This window comes from Streptomyces sp. NPDC001914 (assembly GCF_042891215.1).
In the GTDB taxonomy this organism is placed as follows: domain Bacteria; phylum Actinomycetota; class Actinomycetes; order Streptomycetales; family Streptomycetaceae; genus Streptomyces.
Window position 1 is genome coordinate 1 of record NZ_JBIASW010000027.1, and the last position, 17897, is coordinate 17897.

At 71.3% G+C, this 17897-nt stretch carries 19 protein-coding genes and 1 pseudogene; 15 read left to right on the forward strand and 5 right to left on the reverse strand.

The window, feature by feature from the left end; all coding sequences use genetic code 11:
* The 4 genes from ACFYYF_RS39360 to ACFYYF_RS39375 form a co-directional block, all read left to right on the forward strand.
* Positions 1-774: S1 RNA-binding domain-containing protein (locus tag ACFYYF_RS39360; protein ID WP_388783764.1), on the forward strand; the 774-nt coding region annotated here is incomplete at its 5' end.
* Between the two features lie 318 nt (positions 775-1092).
* The gene (locus tag ACFYYF_RS39365) at positions 1093-2031 is read left to right on the forward strand and encodes a PAC2 family protein (protein ID WP_361693400.1); all 939 of its coding nucleotides are present in this window, start codon (positions 1093-1095) and stop codon (positions 2029-2031) included.
* Between the two features lie 205 nt (positions 2032-2236).
* Complete coding sequence (gene coaE, locus ACFYYF_RS39370; protein WP_388783767.1) at positions 2237-2845, forward strand: dephospho-CoA kinase; 609 nt, start codon at positions 2237-2239, stop codon at positions 2843-2845.
* Between the two features lie 50 nt (positions 2846-2895).
* On the forward strand, positions 2896-3276 hold the full coding sequence (locus ACFYYF_RS39375) for a tetratricopeptide repeat protein (RefSeq protein ID WP_361693404.1): 381 nt from the start codon (positions 2896-2898) through the stop codon (positions 3274-3276).
* A 60-nt stretch (positions 3277-3336) separates the two neighbouring features.
* On the opposite strand, the gene ACFYYF_RS39380 is transcribed toward ACFYYF_RS39375, so the two are convergent.
* Complete coding sequence (locus ACFYYF_RS39380; protein WP_365494859.1) at positions 3337-3648, reverse strand: DUF6343 family protein; 312 nt, start codon at positions 3646-3648, stop codon at positions 3337-3339.
* A 92-nt stretch (positions 3649-3740) separates the two neighbouring features.
* Here ACFYYF_RS39380 and ACFYYF_RS39385 point away from each other — a divergent pair, with 92 nt between their 5' ends.
* The 3 genes from ACFYYF_RS39385 (at position 3741) to ACFYYF_RS39395 (ending at position 6108) form a co-directional block, all read left to right on the forward strand.
* Positions 3741-4727, forward strand: a complete 987-nt coding sequence (locus ACFYYF_RS39385) for an acyltransferase domain-containing protein (RefSeq protein ID WP_388783771.1) — start codon at positions 3741-3743, stop codon at positions 4725-4727.
* Between the two features lie 118 nt (positions 4728-4845).
* Entirely contained in the window at positions 4846-5523 is a 678-nt protein-coding gene (locus ACFYYF_RS39390) for a class I SAM-dependent methyltransferase (RefSeq protein ID WP_388783774.1), read from the forward strand.
* A gap of 135 nt (positions 5524-5658) precedes the next feature.
* Complete coding sequence (locus tag ACFYYF_RS39395; RefSeq protein WP_388783777.1) at positions 5659-6108, forward strand: DoxX family protein; 450 nt, start codon at positions 5659-5661, stop codon at positions 6106-6108.
* A 67-nt stretch (positions 6109-6175) separates the two neighbouring features.
* On the opposite strand, the pseudogene ACFYYF_RS39400 reads toward ACFYYF_RS39395, so the two are convergent.
* Positions 6176-6688 (reverse strand): annotated as a pseudogene (locus ACFYYF_RS39400) (RNA-binding S4 domain-containing protein); the annotation flags it as partial.
* 374 nt (positions 6689-7062) lie between these two features.
* Here ACFYYF_RS39400 and ACFYYF_RS39405 point away from each other — a divergent pair.
* Genes ACFYYF_RS39405 through ACFYYF_RS39415 form a run of 3 tightly spaced genes read left to right on the forward strand, consistent with a single transcriptional unit; the run spans position 7063 to position 10876 of the window.
* Complete coding sequence (locus ACFYYF_RS39405; RefSeq protein ID WP_388783780.1) at positions 7063-8421, forward strand: M20/M25/M40 family metallo-hydrolase; 1359 nt, start codon at positions 7063-7065, stop codon at positions 8419-8421.
* A 19-nt stretch (positions 8422-8440) separates the two neighbouring features.
* Entirely contained in the window at positions 8441-9973 is a 1533-nt protein-coding gene (locus tag ACFYYF_RS39410) for a YfcC family protein (protein ID WP_388783782.1), read from the forward strand.
* Positions 9974-10006: 33 nt separating this feature from the next.
* A complete protein-coding gene (locus ACFYYF_RS39415) occupies positions 10007-10876 on the forward strand; it encodes a uracil-DNA glycosylase (RefSeq protein ID WP_388783785.1) in 870 nt (289 codons plus the stop codon).
* Positions 10877-10915: 39 nt separating this feature from the next.
* Here ACFYYF_RS39415 and ACFYYF_RS39420 read toward each other — a convergent pair whose 3' ends face one another.
* Entirely contained in the window at positions 10916-11353 is a 438-nt protein-coding gene (locus ACFYYF_RS39420) for a RidA family protein (protein WP_388783787.1), read from the reverse strand.
* A 156-nt stretch (positions 11354-11509) separates the two neighbouring features.
* Between ACFYYF_RS39420 and ACFYYF_RS39425 the strand changes: the two genes are divergently transcribed.
* The 3 genes from ACFYYF_RS39425 to ACFYYF_RS39435 all read left to right on the forward strand — a co-directional run bounded on the left by ACFYYF_RS39425 (position 11510) and on the right by ACFYYF_RS39435 (position 15173).
* Complete coding sequence (locus ACFYYF_RS39425; RefSeq protein ID WP_361693424.1) at positions 11510-12247, forward strand: hypothetical protein; 738 nt, start codon at positions 11510-11512, stop codon at positions 12245-12247.
* A 567-nt stretch (positions 12248-12814) separates the two neighbouring features.
* Complete coding sequence (locus ACFYYF_RS39430) at positions 12815-14701, forward strand: FUSC family protein (protein ID WP_388783790.1); 1887 nt, start codon at positions 12815-12817, stop codon at positions 14699-14701.
* Positions 14702-14999: 298 nt separating this feature from the next.
* The gene (locus ACFYYF_RS39435; protein WP_361693426.1) at positions 15000-15173 is read left to right on the forward strand and encodes a hypothetical protein; all 174 of its coding nucleotides are present in this window, start codon (positions 15000-15002) and stop codon (positions 15171-15173) included.
* Between the two features lie 141 nt (positions 15174-15314).
* Here ACFYYF_RS39435 and ACFYYF_RS39440 read toward each other — a convergent pair whose 3' ends face one another.
* Together ACFYYF_RS39440 and ACFYYF_RS39445 are read right to left on the reverse strand one after the other, a co-directional pair.
* Positions 15315-15761, reverse strand: coding sequence for a hypothetical protein (locus ACFYYF_RS39440; RefSeq protein WP_388783793.1), 447 nt, complete (start codon positions 15759-15761; stop codon positions 15315-15317).
* The gene (locus ACFYYF_RS39445) at positions 15758-16423 is read right to left on the reverse strand and encodes an ATP-binding protein (protein WP_388783796.1); all 666 of its coding nucleotides are present in this window, start codon (positions 16421-16423) and stop codon (positions 15758-15760) included. The genes ACFYYF_RS39440 and ACFYYF_RS39445 overlap by 4 nt, the downstream gene beginning before the upstream one ends.
* A gap of 260 nt (positions 16424-16683) precedes the next feature.
* Here ACFYYF_RS39445 and ACFYYF_RS39450 point away from each other — a divergent pair, with 260 nt between their 5' ends.
* Together ACFYYF_RS39450 and ACFYYF_RS39455 are read left to right on the forward strand one after the other, a co-directional pair.
* A complete protein-coding gene (locus tag ACFYYF_RS39450) occupies positions 16684-17544 on the forward strand; it encodes a helix-turn-helix transcriptional regulator (RefSeq protein ID WP_388783799.1) in 861 nt (286 codons plus the stop codon).
* On the forward strand, positions 17545-17823 hold the full coding sequence (locus ACFYYF_RS39455; RefSeq protein ID WP_355765303.1) for a DUF397 domain-containing protein: 279 nt from the start codon (positions 17545-17547) through the stop codon (positions 17821-17823).
* The last annotated feature ends 74 nt before the right edge of the window (positions 17824-17897 follow it).

Here is a 17897-nt window from a genome sequence, read left to right on the forward strand (position 1 = left end):
CTCTCCTGGAAGCACATCGACCACCCCTCCGAGGTTGTCGAGGTCGGCCAGGAAGTCACCGTCGAGGTCCTCGACGTCGACATGGACCGCGAGCGCGTCTCCCTGTCGCTCAAGGCGACGCAGGAAGACCCGTGGCAGCAGTTCGCCCGGACCCACCAGATCGGTCAGGTCGTCCCGGGTAAGGTCACCAAGCTCGTTCCGTTCGGTGCGTTCGTCCGCGTGGACGAGGGCATCGAGGGTCTGGTCCACATCTCCGAGCTGGCCGAGCGCCACGTGGAGATCCCGGAGCAGGTCGTCCAGGTCAACGACGAGATCTTCGTCAAGGTCATCGACATCGACCTCGAGCGTCGTCGCATCAGCCTCTCGCTGAAGCAGGCCAACGAGTCCTTCGGTGCCGACCCGGCCTCGGTCGAGTTCGACCCGACCCTGTACGGCATGGCCGCGTCGTACGACGACCAGGGCAACTACATCTACCCCGAGGGCTTCGACCCCGAGACCAACGACTGGCTCGAGGGCTTCGAATCCCAGCGCGAGGTGTGGGAGAACCAGTACGCCGAGGCGCAGCAGCGCTTCGAGCAGCACCAGGCTCAGGTCATCAAGTCCCGCGAGGCCGACGCGCAGGCCGAGGCCGAGGGTGCCACCTCCACGAGCGCGGCTCCGGCCGCCTCCGGCGGCGGTTCCTACTCCTCGGAGTCGGACGACAACTCCGGCGCCCTGGCGTCGGACGAGGCGCTCGCCGCCCTCCGCGAGAAGCTCGCCGGCGGCCAGAGCTGAAAGCTCACCGCTAGCAAGTAGCTGAGAGAAGTGGGCCCGCACCGATTCGGTGCGGGCCCACTTTGCTGTGTGCGCCCTCGCCCTTCCGCTGTGCCGTCCGGCTTGCTGCGCATGGCCTTCCGCTGTGCCGTCCGGCTGCGCCGAGCACGTCCCTCCGTTGCGCGCGGTTTCCCCGGCCGCGCCCGCTCCCCCTGTGCCGTCCCGGCTTCGCCCGCTCCGCCGCGTGGGCCCGGTTTCGCCGTGCGGTCCCGGCCCGGACGGGAATGTCCGTGCCCCGTGCCATGTTGTGGACTACGAACACGAGGAGGAGCGGTCACAGTGCTTGATCCGCAGGGTTTGTACGCATGGGAGCCGAAGGGCCTGGCCGTGGTCGACACGGCGCTCGCCCAGGAGTCGGCCGGTCTTGTCATGCTCTACCACTTCGACGGATACATCGACGCGGGCGAAACCGGCGAGCAGATCGTGGACCGGGTGCTCGACACACTGCCCCACCAGGTCGTGGCCCGTTTCGACCACGACCGGCTCGTGGACTACCGCGCCCGCCGGCCACTGCTGACGTTCAAGCGCGACCGCTGGGCCGAGTACGAGGAGCCGACCCTCGAGGTCCGGCTCGTGCAGGACGCCACCGGTGCGCCCTTCCTGCTGCTGTCGGGCCCCGAGCCGGACACCGAGTGGGAGCGCTTCGCCGCCGCCGTGCAGCAGATCGTGGAACGGCTCGGGGTCCGCCTCATGGTCAACTTCCACGGCATCCCCATGGGCGTCCCGCACACCCGCCCGGTGGGTCTGACGCCGCACGGCAACCGCACCGACCTGGTGCCCGGCCACCGCAGCCCCTTCGACGAGGCCCAGGTCCCCGGAAGCGCCGAGTCGCTCATCGAGTACCGCCTCATGGAGGCCGGCCACGACGTTCTCGGTGTCGCCGCCCATGTGCCCCACTACATCGCGCGCTCCCCGTACCCGGACGCTGCGCTGACCGTCCTGGAGTCGATCACGGCCGCGACCGGCCTGGTGCTTCCCGGGATAGCGCATGCCCTGCGGACCGAGGCGCACCGCACCCAGACCGAGATCGACCGCCAGATCCAGGAGGGCGACGAGGAACTGGTCGCGCTCGTCCAGGGCCTTGAGCACCAGTACGACGCCGCAGCGGGCGCCGAGACCCGCGGCAACATGCTCGCGGAACCGGTGGAGATCCCCTCGGCCGACGAGATCGGCCAGGAGTTCGAGCGTTTCCTGGCGGAACGCGAAGGCGAAGCCTGACCCTCACCTTCAGGGCTCCCAGGGCTCCCAGGGCTCCCAGGGCTCCCAGGGCTCCCAGGGCTCGCAGTCTTCAGGGCTCGCAGGGCCGCCGGGCTCCCGGGCTTGCAGAGCCCCAGGGCTTCCGGGTTTCAGGGCCCCGGACTTCCGGGCTGGTCCAGGGCTCCCGGAGCAGGGGCTGTCGGTGGCAGGGCCTAAGCTGCCAGGCATGCTGAAGGTGGGCCTGACCGGCGGTATCGGCGCCGGCAAGAGCGAAGTGTCACGGCTGCTCGTCGAGCACGGCGCGGTGCTGATCGACGCCGACAGGATCGCGCGGGAGGTCGTCGCGCCCGGAACTCCCGGGCTGGCGGCGGTCGTCGACGCCTTCGGCGAGAACGTCCTCGCCGCGGACGGCGGCCTGGACCGGCCGAAGCTCGGCTCGATCGTCTTCGCCGACCCGGAGAAGCTCGCCACCCTGAACGCGATCGTGCACCCCTTGGTCGGCGCACGCTCGCGGGCCCTGGAGGAGGCGGCTCCGGCGGACGCCGTCGTCGTCCACGACGTGCCCCTGCTCGCGGAGAACGGTCTGGCCGCGCTGTACGACCTCGTGATCGTCGTCGACGCCCGCGCCGAGACCCAGCTCGACCGGCTCGTCCGCCTGCGCGGCATGACCGAGGAGGACGCCCGGGCGCGCATGGCCGCGCAGGCCTCGCGCGACAAGCGTCTGGCGATCGCGGACATCGTCGTCGACAACGACGTCCCCCTGGACGCACTGGAGCGGCGCGTGGCGGACGTATGGGCCGAGCTCGTGCGCAGAGCCCGCACACCCAAGGAATAGCGCCCCGCCAAAAGGGCGTTGAACCCTTGCAGCGAGGGAAGGACTCTGCCGTGCCCGAGACCAGCGGATCGACCGGACGAACTCCTGAGACGCATGTCATCGACTTCCGCGCCGCCGAGCAGCTGCTCGCCGCGCGCGACCCACGAGGTGCGGTGAAGCTGCTCGACCCCGTCATCGCCGCCCACCCGGAGAACACCGCGGCCCGGCTGCTGCGCGCGCGTGCCTTCTTCGCCGCCGCGCAACTGCGTCCCGCGGAGCTGGAGTTCACGATCGTCCTGGAGCGCGAGCCGGACAACGCGTTCGCGCACTTCGCGCTCGCCCGGACCTACGAGCGCCAGCGCCGCCCCGAGCAGGCGAGGCGGCACTTCAGGCTGGCCGCCGCACTCGACCCGAAGCCGCAGTATCTGCAGGCCGCGCGGTTCGACCTGTAACGCTTCCGTGCGGGGCGCCGTACGAGGTCCTGTGCGCGGCGCTCCGGTCGCACGGCCGCTTCAGGGGTGCGACGGCCTCGACGGCCGGCGGCGCTGCGGCGGACGGCGGTCGCGCCGGTCGTCGACGGGCTCGTAGGGCGGGACGTCACGGCCCGGCTGGTAGTGCGGGCCCTGTCTGATGTGCCGAAGGATCATGGTCATGTCGACCGTGACGATCACCCAGAGCGCGGCGCACGCGGCCGCCCACCCCGGCCGCCCCACCAGGATGAACGCGACCGTCCCGAAGACGGCCCAGATCAGGCCCCAGACGCTCAGCCAGAAGCGCATCCGCAGGGCACTGCGTGCTGTCACCGGTTCACTGCCCGTACGCATCAGGATCACCACTCCTACGACGAAACGTACTCTTCGTGGTGCACGTTCACCAAGGGAGAGCGGCCGGACTCCGGCCGCCGGGGGAGGCGACGGTGCTGCTGACGGCGCTGCGGGCGGACGCGAGGACCGCCGAGTGGCTGAGGGACCTGGAGAGCGAGTGTTCCGTCCCGCGGGATGTGGCGCTCCCGGACGCCGACGCGCTGCCCGACATCCTGCTCGACCTGTCCGTGCCTCACGAACACATCAACGAACTCGTCGCACTGCGCGCCCGGTTGGCGGCCGACCCGGAGGCCATGACCCTCCTCGCGCGCTGCGTCACCCGCTTCGTGCGGGACATGGGGCACATAGGGAAGAGCTGGGAGCCGCCCGCCTTCCCCGAGACGACGGGACTCCTCGGACGCTGCTTCCATCTGTACGTCTTCATCGCCGCGCTTCCGTACGTCCGCGCCCAGCACCGGGAGCGCGGGGTGCCCGAGGACGTCTCGCGGCGCACGCTCGCCGACCTCGGCCGTCATGTGTCCGTGCACCACAGGAGGGTCGGCGGTCCCGGGCTGCTGTTCCCCTGGTGGATCGCCCTGCACTTCCACGGTGAGCTGTTCCAGCTCGGCCGGCTCCAGTTCCAGCGGGCCCTGCTGGGGCGGCGCACGGCCGATGCGGCGCGGGCGGCGGGGCTGGCCCCGGACCCCGGCGCGCCCTGTCTGAGCCTGCACATCACCGACTTCCGCGGCCCGCTCTCCCCGGCCGCGTGCGACCGTTCGCTCGGTCTGGCGCGGGAGTTCTTCGCCCGCCACTACCCCGAGGAGCGCCATGGGATAGCCGTCTGCGACTCCTGGCTGCTCGACCCGCAGCTCAGGCGGTATCTGCCGGCCGACTCCAACATCATTCGCTTCCAGGACCGCTTCCACCCGGTCCACGAGGACAAGACCCCGGACGACACGGTGCCCATCGGCTTCGTCTTCGGTGATCCGGAGCTTCCACTCGGTGAACTGCCCCGGCGCAACAGCGTCGAGCGCGCGGTGGTCGACCACCTGCGGGGAGGCGGGCACTGGTACGGAGGCCGGGGCTGGTTCGCGCTGTAGCCCGGCCCGCCGGGCCGCGGACTCGGACGGATGTCCCTCGAACAAGTCACTCGAACGAGTGACGGGTGAGGGGAACGGGCTTGCGGAAGCCGTCCGTTGGACGGGTATGAGGATCGAAATGCGTCAGGGACACGAGGGCACCGGGCCGGGTGCGATCACACCGGACGGCTGCGCGGTCGAGCTCTACACCCGTCTGCCCGTCGGAGCCGAACCGGACATCATCACCGCCGCCGTGCCCGCCGCCGCGCGGATCCTGGAACTGGGCAGCGGGGTCGGCCGGATGACCCATCCGCTACTGGAACTCGGTTTCGAGGTCACGGCGGTGGACGAGTCCGCCGAGATGCTGGAGCACGTCCGGGGGGCGCGCCGGATACGCGGCTGCATCGAGGACCTCGACCTCGGCGAGACGTTCGACGTCGTCCTGCTGGCGTCGTTCCTCGTGCACGCCGGGGACGTCCGGGTGCGGCGGGCGCTCCTGGACACCTGCGCGCGCCATGTCGCCGACGACGGGTGCGTGTTGATCCAGCGTGAGGGCGAGAACTACCACACCGACGTGCCCCGCGAGCGCTCCGATCCGTCCGGATTCGTCGTGCGCATCCTGTCCGCCGAACCCGTCGGGGACGGGGTCGACTCGGTGCGCGCGGAGTACGCGTTCCCGGACGCCACCTGGACCCAGACGTTTCTGTCCCGCCCTTTGACGAAGGAGGCGTTCGAGGAGGCGCTGGCGGAGTCGGGGCTCAAGGTCGACCGGTATCTGACGGACGACGGGATATGGGTGAGGGCGGTGAAGGGGTGAGCGGGTGAGCGGAGCCCCTGCCGTGGACTGAGAGGCGCGGCGTCCGCGACACATCCCGTCCGGCGCCGATGAGTTCTGCGTGGTCCTCAGGTCTATCTCTGTGAAAGCAACCACCGCTTCCCACAGGAGACCACCGTGTCCGAGACCGCCTTCCCCCTCACCGCCACCCGCGCCGCCGCGACCCCCCGCTCCCGCGCGGCCCGGATCTCCCTGACCGCCCTGCAGATCGTCCTCGGTCTCTTCTTCGCGTTCGCGAGCGCCCTTCCCAAGCTGATCGCCCACCCCTCGGCGACGGAGGCGTTCGACAAGCTGGGCTGGGGCCACGGCGGCATGTACGCCATCGGCGCGCTCGAACTCGCCGGTGGGCTCGCCCTGCTGATCCCGCTGCTGGACTCGGTGGCCGCGGTGGCGCTCAGCGCGCTGATGGTCGGCGCGTTCATCGTCAACGTCACCGTCGTCCACGGTCCGTACGTGGCGACCCCGCTGATCCTGATGCTGCCGCTCGGTCTGATCGCCTGGGCCAGGCGCGGCCACACGACCGAACTGCTCCGTCTGGTCCGTCGCCGGGTGGGACACCGGGTGTGACGGCGGGCAAGGACGCGGGGCTCCTCCGGGACCGGGGGAGCCCTCGATCCGTGCGTCCGGGAGGGGCTCAGTGCCGGGAGGAGCCCTTGGAGCCGGTCGGGCCCGTGGATCCGGTCGAGCCGGCCGGTCCCGCGGAGGGGCCCGTGGTCCGGACGGGGCCGGAGGATCCCGCCTGCATTCCCCGCAGGCGTTCCATGTCGCGGCGGTCCCGCTTGGTCGGACGTCCCGCGCCCCGGTCCCGGACACCCGCGGGAGCCACGGCCTCGCGCGGCGGCGGAGGGGGACTGTTGTCGACATAGCATTCGGCGGCGACGGGTGCGCCGACCCGCTTGCGGATCACGCGCTTCACGACGACGACCCGTTCGCGGCCCTCGTGCCACACGCGCACCTCGTCGCCGACGCGGACCGCGTACGCCGGCTTGACGCGCTCCCCGTTGACCCGGACATGGCCGCCCTTGCAGGCCGTGGCGCCGATCGAGCGGGTCTTGACGAGACGGACGGACCAGATCCAGGCGTCGACCCGCACGCTCTCGCCCCCGGCGGGTCCGGCGGCGACCGCGGCCCTGACGGCGGCGGCGTTCGCGGACGCGGCCGTGGCATCGGTCTCGGGTCCGGTCCCGGAGACTGCGCCGGAGTTGTCCCCGGAGGACGTGGCGGAGTCGGCCCGTGAGGCCGCGGCGGAGTGGTTCCGGGAGGCGGTCCCCGAGGCGTTGCGGGAACCGGTCCTCTGACGGGGCCCGGCGGTGGTCCCGTCGTCCGCGCCGCGCCCGCCCTCGGGCCTCGCGTCCTTCATCTCCCCGTCAGCACCCTGAGAAGCCATGACCCGACTCTAATGCCCCCGGCCCCGGACCCCGCATGCCTTTTCCGTCGCACGGACCACACCGGATGCGTGGTACCCGGGGCGGGCGGAGGCTGTCGGTGAGGCCGTCAGGGGAACAGGAGAGGGGACCGAGGGTGACGACAGCAGCGAAGGTCGACGCGCTGATGGACGGCCTCCGCGCCGATCTGGAACGCCTCGCCGCCATCCCCTCCGTCGCGTTCCCCGGATTCCCGGCCGAGCCGGTGAGAGAGGCCTACGACCTCCTCGTGGGACTGCTGCGGGACGCCGGGGTGGAGCGTGTCGAGAGCATCGACCTTCCCGGCACCGCCCCCGTGATCTTCGGGGAGATCCCGCCGCCGGACCCGGACGCGCCGACGGTTCTGCTGTACTCGCACTACGACGTGCAGCCGCCCGGCGACGAGAAGCTGTGGCTGTCGCCGCCCTTCGAGCCGACGCCCGTCGAGGGCGGTCTGCGGGCCCGGGGGATCGCGGACGACAAGTCGAACGTGATCGCCCACCTGGGGATGCTCCGGGCGTACGAGGGGCGGCCACCGGTCGGGGTGAAGATCGTCTTCGAGGGGCAGGAGGAGTACGGCAGCCCCTTCGACGACTATCCGCCGAGCGATCCCGAGCGGTTCGCCTGCGACGCGATGGTCATCGCCGACCTGGGCAATCTCCGCCCCGGCACCCCCACCCTGACGACCGCGCTGCGTGGCGCGGCCGAGGTCGTGGTCGAGGTGCGCACCCTCGACGAGCCCCGGCACAGCGGGGAGTTCGGCGGTGCCGCGCCGGACGCCCTGATCGTGCTGCTGACCGCCCTGTCCACGCTGCACGATGTGCAGGGCGATGTGGCGGTGGCGGGGCTGCGCCGCGAGGAGTGGCGCGGAACGACGTACACCGAGGAGGAGTTCCGCGAACTCGCCGGTGTCCGCGACGGGATCCCGCTGATCGGCAGCGGGAGTCTCGGCGAACGGCTCTGGAGCGGTCCCGCGATCACGGTGATCGGCCTGGACGCCCCGGGCGTCGAACACGCGGCCTCCGCCGTCGTCCCGTACGCGCGTGCCAAGCTCAACCTCCGCTTCCACCCGCGCCAGGACGCGAAGGAGGCGCAGGCCGCGCTGGTCGACCACCTGAACTCGCTGCGGCCTCTCGGCGTCCCGCTCACTGTCACACCGGGCGACACGGGCCCCGGCTACCGGGCCTCGACCGGCGGCCCCGCCTACCGCGCCGCGCTCACCGCGCTGCGCGAGGCCTGGGGCGAGGAGGCGTCGTACATCGCGACCGGTGGTTCGATTCCGCTGGTCAACGGTCTCGCACGCGCCGCACCCGACGCCGAGGTGCTGCTCTTCGGGGCGCAGGACAGCATGTGCAACCTGCACGCCCCCAACGAGCGCGTCCTCTTCTCCGAGCTGCGCAACACGGTGGTGGCGATGTGTGCCTTCGTACGGGAGTACGCGGCCGGCTTCCGCCCGGGAGCGGGGGAGAGCGCGTGAGCCGGGAAGCAACGGTCCGGTGACCACACCGACCGGCACCGAGACGCCCGGCACCGAAGAGCCGCCGCACCGGCGCAGGTTCACGTTCCCGAGCGCGCTGACCGTCCTCGCGATCGTCACGATCGCCGTGTGGGCACTGGCGTTCCTGATCCCGGCGGGGCAGTACGACCGCACGCCCGAGGGCCGGCCGATCCAGGGCACGTATCACCGCGTCGACTCCGGCCAGAGCTTCGTGGACCGCCTCAACGATCTCTTCCTCTCGCCCGTCAATGGTTTGTACGGAATTCTGGACGAGAAGACCGCGCAGGTCGGGCCGGACTTCGCCGGCGAACTGTACGGAAGCGCGGGCGTGTTCCTCTTCGTGCTCGCCATCGGGGCGTTCATCACCGTGGTGTTCGCGACGGGCGCGCTCGACCGGGGTATCGGTCTCCTCGCCCATCGGCTGAGGACCCGCGGCGCGCTCCTCATCGCGGGCATCATGCTGGTGTTCTCGTTGCTCGGCACGGTGGAGGGCTTCGCCGAGGAGACGTTGGGGTTCTACGGGCTGATCGTGCCGTTGATGCTGGCGCTCGGCTACGACCGGATGGTGGCGGTCGGCACGATCATTCTCGGCGCCGGCATCGGTGTGCTGTGCTCGACGGTGAACCCGTTCGCGACGGGCGTCGCCTCGTCCGCCGCCGGCATCTCGCTCGGCGACGGCATCGTGCTGAGGTTCGTGATGTGGGTCGTGCTGACGGCGGTCACGATCGGCTACGTCATCCGGTACGCCCGCCGGGTGCAGCGGAGCCCCGACCGCTCGATCACCGGGTTCCTGCCGGGGGACCGTGAGCACGCCCAGGAAGCAGCCGGCGAGGTTCCCGAGCTGACCGGTCTGCACAAGGCGGTCCTGGTCACCACGGCGCTGGTCTTCGCCTTCATGATCTTCTCCGTCGTGCCGTGGTCGAGCGCGCTCACCGGCAAGGCGGACGCGCGCCCCTACGGGTTCGAACTCGGCTGGTCCTTCCCGGAGCTGGCGGCGCTGTTCCTGTGCGCGGCGGTGCTGGTCGGGGTGGTGGCGCGGATGGGCGAGCAGAAGCTGAGCGCGACGATCGTCCAGGGAGCCGCGGACTTCATCTCGCCCGCGCTGGTGATCGTGCTGGCCCGCGGAGTCACCGTGATCATGAACAACTCGAAGATCACCGACACGGTCCTGCACTCCATCGAGGGCGTCGTGGAGGGCACCTCGTCCAGTCTCTTCGCGATCATCGTCTTCATCGTGAACCTGCCGCTGGCCTTCCTCATCCCCTCCACCTCGGGCCACGCGACGCTCGCCATGCCGATCCTCGCCCCGCTCGCCGACTTCGCGGGTGTCTCCCGTGCCGTCGTCGTGACCGCCTGGCAGGCCGCCAGCGGCTGGATGAACCTCTGGGTGCCCACCACCGCGGTCACCATCGGAGGCGTCGCCCTCGCCAAGGTCGGCTACGACAAGTACCTCCGCTTCATCTGGCCCCTCCTGGCCATCCTCTTCCTGCTGATCTGCGGGTTCCTGGCGCTGGGGGCGGAGATGACGTGACGCGGGCGGGTGGCCCGGCCGTACGGTGGTGAGGTGCACAGCAGCGCTCCGGCAAAAGGCGCGGCCCGCTCCGCCGATCTCACCGTGCTCGACGGGCGGATCGCCGGCTGCCGGGCCTGCCCGCGGCTCGTCGCCTGGCGCGAGGAGGTGGCGGCCACGAAGCGTGCCGCCTTCGCCGATCAGTCGTACTGGGGGCGACCGGTGCCCGGGTTCGGGCCGCCCGACGCGTCCCTCCTCCTGGTCGGGCTCGCCCCCGCCGCGCACGGCGGCAACCGGACCGGCCGCATGTTCACCGGGGACCGGTCGGGCGACGTGCTGTACGCGGCGCTGCACGACATCGGGCTCGCCTCGCAGGGCACCTCGGTGAGCGCGGACGACGGACTGGAGCTGTACGGGGTCCGCGTCACTTCTCCGGTGCACTGCGCGCCGCCCGCCAACAAGCCGACGCCCGAGGAGCGGGACACCTGCCGGCCCTGGCTCGTCAGGGAGCTGGGACTGCTGCGGCCGACGCTGCGCACGGTCGTCGTCCTCGGGGCCTTCGGCTGGCAGGCCGCGCTGCCGGCCTTCGCGGAGGCGGGGTGGGCGGTGCCCAGGCCGCGTCCGGCGTTCGCGCACGGGGCGCGGGTGACGCTCGTACGGAGGCCGGAACCGGAGGACTCGGGTGCCGGAACGGGTGCCGCGTCCTCGGCACCGTCGGAGCCCGGTTCCGGCCCTGCTGGTTCCGAGCCCGCCTCCGGTCCCGCTGGTTCCGAGCCCGTTTCCGGTCCCGCTTCCGTGGAGCTCTTCGGGTGCTTCCACGTCAGTCAGCGGAACACCTTCACCGGGCGGCTCACCCCGGAGATGCTGAGGAAGGTCCTGGTCAGGGCGGCGGAATCCGCGGGGCTGGCGACGCGCTCCCCGTAGGCGGGCCCCGCAGGGCCGGGGATGCGCTCGCCGCAGGCGTCAGGCGCTCTCGGGCCCGCTCCCGGCCTCCGGTTCGGCCTCCGGGACGACGGCGGTCGCCGTGATCTCCACGAGCTGCCCGGTGTACCCGAGACAGGCCACGCCGAGCAGGGTCGAGGAGTGCGGGCCGATGCTCAGTCCCGAGGCCTCGACGACGTTCCAGACCGCGGAGAGCGCGGCGGGCTGGTCACTGACGACGTACACGTCGGTCGACACGACATGGGCCATGTCGCTCCCCACGGCACGCAGTTGCTCGTCGAGGTTGGCCAGCACCTGCTCGGCCTGACGCACGTGATCGCCCGGGCCGACCAGCTTCCCGTCGGCGTCGAGCGGTACGGACCCGGCGAGGAAGGCCAGTTTCGTCCCCGCCTCGACGACGGACGCGTGCGCGTAGACGGGCGGCGTGAAGAGGCTGGGAACGGTGACGCGCTGGACCATGGGGGCTCCCTGTGGATGGGGTCCGCCGACGGTGACGGACAACCTGCCGATGATGCGGGTCCGGCGCGGGGCCGCGCACCCTCATTACCGTCGACGGCGTGGCGGGTGCGAAAAACTCTTCGAAAGATCCCCGCCATCGCTGCTACGGTCACCGACGTGGCGAAACTCAATCAGATCATCGCAGTCGAGAAGGGCATCAAGTCCAAGTCCCATCAGGACCTGACGGCTGCTCATCATGGCCTGCAGAAGCCGGCGTTGCTCGCCGGCATCTCGCGGACGTACCAGCCGAAGGACGAGGAGGGCGAGCAGCTTCCTCCCGAGTCGACCCGGGTCCAGGTGCAGGCCGAGGACGTGCTGCGGGACACCGCGGCGACCCTGACGCGGCTGTTCGACGTGACCGCCACCAAGGACTGGGCCAACTGCACGGCGCGGGCCGATGTGGTGGTGGACGGCCGCGTGATCGTCGCCGAGGCTCCGGTGTCCTATCTGCTCTTCCTCGAGAAGCAGCTCACCGATCTCAACACCTTCGTCCGGAAGCTGCCCGTTCTCGACGCCTCCGAGTCCTGGGTGCAGGACCCGTCCACCGACGCCTGGAAGACCGAGCCGGTGCGGACCCTTCGTACGAAGAAGGTCCCGCGGAACCACGTCAAGGCCGAGGCCACCGAGAAGCACCCGGCCCAGGTCGAGGTGTACTACGAGGACATCCCCGTCGGCTACTGGACGACCGTCAAGTTCTCCGGAGCCCTGCCCGCGCGGCGCGTGAACGCCCTTCTCGACCGCGTCGAGAAGCTGCAGCAGGCGGTCAAGTTCGCCCGCGAGGAGGCCAACGGCGTGGACGTCACCGACCAGCGCGTCGGCGACGCTGTTTTCGGCTACCTGTTCGCACAGGGGTAGCCTCTGAACTCCCCGGCCACAACGCACCGCGGCCGGGGTGCGCGAGGAGCGCAAGCTGAACCTGAGGCTTGTCGTGAATGCGCGGTTCCAGTGGAGGTTCAAATCCTCCCCGCGGCACCAAAGAGCACTCCCGCCGAGGGAGTGCCGACGCGCCGCGGTAGCCCAAGTCCGGCAGAGGCAGACCGCGATCAATCTCAGACTATTGCTCCAGACTCAGCATTCGCCGCCGATCGCCGGATCGACCGGGCCCAGGCCCCAGTACGTCGAGATGCTGGTTCAAGTCCAGCCCGCGCAGCTCGATGCGTGGTGGTCCAAAGGCAGGACGCGGCGACATAACGACTGACCTGGGTTCTCAAGTGTGCCGGCGTGCGACATGGTGGCATCTCAGGGTCCGGGGGCCGGCTACGCCCTCGGACCCGCTCCTCCTCAACCGGCTCACTTCCGTGAGATGTCACACCGTGGAAATCCGCGCGTTCGTGGTCCGCCGCCGACGCGCACTACCCTGACAGGGACACGAGCCCGGCCGACGTCGCCCGAAGGCACCCGCCCTCGCCCGACTGGAGTCCTGTGCGCCTCGCCCCCCTCGCCGTACCGCCCTGGCTCGCCCACGCCCTGCGCGCCCAGCGGGGACCGGTCCCCTGGAACGCGGTCGTGCGGGGTGCGCTGGCCTCCGGTCCGCTGCTGCTCGCGGCCGTGCTGTACGGCCGTACCTCCCTCGGAGTGATCGCCGCGCTCGGCGCCATGCTGACGGGGATCAACGACCGGCCCGGCAGCCGGCGGGTCGCCGTCGAGCGCCTCGGCGTACCGGCCCTCGCCGGTGCCGCCGGCCTGATCATCGGTTCGTACGCCGGACTGCACACCGGCGCCGTGACGCTCACCCTCGTCCTCACGGGGCTCGGACTGCTCGCCGGAGCCGTCAGCGCCGTCGGACCCGTGGCCTCGGGGGCCGGGACCCAGTTCCTGGTCGCGTCCGCGATCGGGGCGGGGATGCCGTTGCCCGAGCCCGGGTGGATGCGCGCGCTGTTCTTCCTCGGCGGGGCCGGCTGGCTGCTCGCACTGCGGCTGGCGTTGCCGACGACCGCCGTGAACACCGGCGACTACCGCTTCGACGGGGAGCGGGAAGCGGTCGGCGGCGTGTACGACGCCGTCGCACGGTTGCTGCTCGCCGTCGGCGGACCCGAGGCGACCGGGCGGCGCGTCGCCCTGACCGCGGCCCTCGACCACGCGCAGGACGCGCTCGACGGGCCCCGGCTGCGGCGGTACGCCAGTTCGGCGGCCGAGCGGCGCCTGCACGCGCAGTACGCCGCCGCCCTGCCGCTCGCCGAGGCCGCGACCGCGCTCGCCTGGGCCGGCGAGGCCGTGCCCGCGCGGGCCGCGGAGGGCCCCCGACGGCTCGCGGCCGCCGTCCGTACCGGCGCTCCCACCGGACCGCTGCCGGCACCCGCCGTCCCCGGACCCCGGTCGGGCCCGCCGGGGGCCACACCCGTCGTGCCCGCCCTGCGTGCCCTCCACGACGCCCTGTTGCACGCCGCCGACACCTTCGACCGGGGCTCCGGGAACACGCTGCACACCAGGCGGCGTACCGCGGCCTCCCTCGTGCGCACCGCGCTCGGTGCCGCCGGACGGGAGTACGGGCTCCGGGTCGCCCTCTGCTTCGGCGCGAGCGCCGCCGTGGCACAGGCCCTGCACCACGCACGCTGGTACGGCAATCACCCGCACTGGTACTGGCTCCCCGCGACCGCTGTCTTCCTCGTCAAGCCCGATCTGGGACCGCTGGCCTCACGCGTGCTGTGCCGTGCGGCGGGAACCGTTCTCGGCGCGCTCGTCTTCGCGGGGCTCGCCCTGCTGCTGCCGCGGCCGGAGGGGCTCGTCGCCCTCGTCGCGGTCAGCGGTGCCCTCATCCCCGTCGCCACCCGGCACTTCGCCGCGCAGACCGCGGTCGTGACGGTGCTCGTCCTCGCCCTCGTGATGGTCGGAGGCGAACCGCAGGCCTCCTGGAACCGCATCGTGGAGACCCTGCTGGCCTGCGCGATCGTGCTGCTCGTCGGGCATCTGCCGGCCCTCGGTCAGCGGGGCGGGACCGTGCGGGCGAGGCTCACCCGGGCCGGTGAGGCGGCGGACGTCTATCTCGCCCATGTGCTGAGCGACGGCACGGCCCGCGACCGTACGGGCCGCTGGGTCCTGCGCCGGGAGGCGTATCGCGCGCTCGCCGAGGCGCGTGCCGCGATCGATCTCGCCGCCGCCGAACTCCCCGCCCTGGCGCGGCACTCCGAAGGCACCGACGCGGTGGCGGCCACCCTGGAACGGCTCGTCGACACGACCACGGCGTGCGCCGTGCAGCTCGACGACACCGGCAGGCTCACGCCCCGGCACACCGAGCGGATCGCCGAACTCCTCGGCGAACTGGCCGAGCGGCGGGAGCGCGCGGGACTGCGGGAGCCCGCCGTCTGCTGAGACAGACTGTCTGACCGGCCGACTGTCTGGCCGGCATACCGGCATACCGGCATACCGGCATACCGGCAGACCGGCCGAGCGGCAGACCGGCCGAGCGACTGGACGGCTGCTGGACTGGACGGCCGATGGGGCGGACCCGCTGGTCGGCGGCGGATGTGACGAGTACGCGGAACCGTAGGGTCCGGCCCGGTCGTTCCGCCGCCCGGTGTCGACTTCGTCTCAGTACCGTCACTGCCAGAGCCGTTCACCCCATTGCAGGCGTTTAACTCTCCACAGCGGTACGACATGGAGGTTGAACGTGAACGGGCGAAAGGTTCTGGAGCGTTTTCCCGCCGGAGGACCACGCGGGTCGTGGCCCGCGGAGGAGTTCGCGCATGCGCGCCGCCAGGAGGGCCAGGCGGCGGAGGTCGTCATGGATCTCGCCTCCGACGCGTTCCTGGTCGTCGTGGGCGGTGCCGACGGAGTCGAGTGACGGCGGGCGGTTCAGCCGCTCTCGGACACGGGCGGGGGTTCTCCGGTCGCGATACGGGGCTCACGCGCCGATGGGAAGCCGGCTCACGAGCCGGGCTCAGGGACTGACCGGAAGCCGGCTCACGCGCTGATCGGAAGCCGGCTACGCGCTGATCGGGCGCGACCAGGCGGGGGGCGTCCCCGTGACCTGGCACAGGGCCAGATAGAGGGGGATCGGCGGGGTATACGGAAGCGTGCCATCCGGTTTGTGGATGAGCCCGGGAATTCGAGGTGCGTCCGGCACGACCGCACCCGTGACGTAGTGGGCGGGCGTCGGCCACTCCATGGCGACATCGGAGTCGGAAGGAACGATCCACCACCAGTGCGCGCCGTCGGCGTAGATGCAGCCCAGGCGAGGCAGCCGCGACACCAGCAGCGGTCCGAAGTCGGCGGGCACCGACACCGCGTCGCAGCCCAGCGGCACGTTCATGCCCTCGGGGACGGGCAGACGCCTCGGCGGCCCGGACGGTCGCCGGCCGCGGTTCAGGCGGACCAGCGTGTCCAGGCCGAGAACCCGCGCCGCGGGCCCCGCCGCAGACGTACGGCTCACAGGCTCTCCCGATCCCGATCCCGAATGCGTCCCAGTTCCCGGTCCCGTTCCCGGCTCGGACCCCGGTCCACGCTTCCGCCCGGGGCGGAGGGAAGCCGGGGGTTCCCCATGGTTCCCGCCCCCCAGGATCCCTCCGCCCCCGTGCCCCGCCCGTCGTTCGGGGGCTTCTTCGCGCTCCAGCCGAGGTCCGCCCGCGGAGCGGTGTCCGCGTCGTGCGAGCCAGGTTCACGCGGGGTGTTTTCGGCCCGGTCTGCCGAGCGCGCGATCTCCGCCCACACCAGCAGACCGGGCCCGGTGTCCTGGGCCCCCCAGGCCCTGGACACTGCCGCGACGAGAAGCAATCCCCTCCCGTGCTCCTCGTCGGGCCGCTGCGCGGAGGGGTGCGGCTCGCCCCGAGCGCACCCCTCGTCGCACACGGCTATGCGCACCACGTCGCCAGCGTCGTGCAGTTCGCAGACGACGCGTTGTCCGGCGGCATGGACGATCGCGTTGGTGACCAGTTCCGACACCACGAGTGCCGCCGTGTCACAGGTGTCCTCGCCCACCGCCCAGCCGGACAGGCGGGAGCGGCTCAGGCGTCTCGCCTGAGCCACGGAGCCCGGGTGTGCGGCCAACTCGAAGCGGAACCGGCGCTCGGCGGCCGCGCCGGGGCGGTGCCCCATGGCGGCTCGGAGACCGAACCGGTCTTCGCTGGCGTCTGTTCCTAACGGCGCGGACGGAATCACGCTTGCCACTATCGCGTCGCCGCGAACACTTGGCAAGACTCACTCTGAAAAATGCAGAGTGCCGTGTGACGCTGTGGGGGCGCGTGGCACACTGCTGGCAACAGCTAGCCGAGCGGCGCCAGTTGGGATCGTCGAGACGGACGAGGAAGAACCCGGACGGCGCCGAACGGGCTGCCCGGACTCAGTGGAGGTGGGACGTGAGCGAACCGCGGTCCGCGCCGACGGTCGGCCAGGTCGTTCTCGGACGACGACTGCTGGACCTGCGGGAACGCGCGGGTCTCAAGCGCGAGGAGGCCGCGCGGATCCTGCGTGTCGCCCCCGCCACGGTCCGCCGGATGGAGATGGCCGAGGTCTCCCTCAAGATCCCCTACCTCCAGCTCCTGTTGAAGTCGTACGGCGTCGGCGACCAGGAGGCCGAAGCCTTCGTCCAGCTCGCGGAGGACGCCAACAAGCCCGGCTGGTGGCAGCGGTTCCACGACATCCTGCCCGACTGGTTCTCCATGCACGTCAGCCTGGAGGGCGCCGCCTCCCTGCTGCGCTCCTACGAACCGCACTTCGTCCCCGGCCTGTTGCAGACCGAGGACTACGCACGCGGCGTCCTGCGGGCGGGAGCCATCGGGCAGACCAGGCCCGAGGACATCGAGCGCCATGTGGCGCTGCGCATGCAGCGCCAGGACCTGCTCACGCGCGAGGACGCGCCCCGGATCTGGGTGGTGATGGACGAGACGGTGCTGCGCCGCACCATCGGCGGTCCCGAGGTGATGCGCGCTCAGATCGACAAGTTGCTTCAGGCCACGAAGCTGCCCCATGTGACGTTGCAGGTGATCCCGTTCTCCTCGGGTCCGCACCCCGGCACGTACGGGCCCTTCGTGCTGTTCCGATTTGCCATGCCGGAACTCCCGGACATGGTCTACAGCGAGTACCTGACCGGCGCCGTCTACCTGGACGCGCGTTCCGAGGTGGCGACCCACCTGGAGGTCATGGACCGCATGGCGGCCCAAGCCGCCACGGCACATCGCACGAAGGAGATCCTCCGGGATCTCCGCAAGGAGCTGTGAATGGAACGCATCACGCCGGAACGCATCAACCCGCGAATAGGCGACGTGCGCATCTACAACGGAATGCCCGCCCGTGAACTGGGCAGCGAGGGCTGGCACAAACCGTGGAGCGGCGGCAACGGCGGCAACTGCCTGGAAGCGATGAAACTCGCCGACGGCCGCATCGCCGTGCGCCAGTCCGCTGACCCGGACGGCCCCGCCCTCATCTACACGCCCGGCGAGATGACCGCTTTCATCGAGGGTGCGAAAGCGGGGGAGGCGGACTTCCTTCTCTCCTGAACGACTTGTTTGCTCTTTTCCACGACTTCCCTGAATTTGGTTCCGAGTTGATCACTTACCGCGACACTGACCCA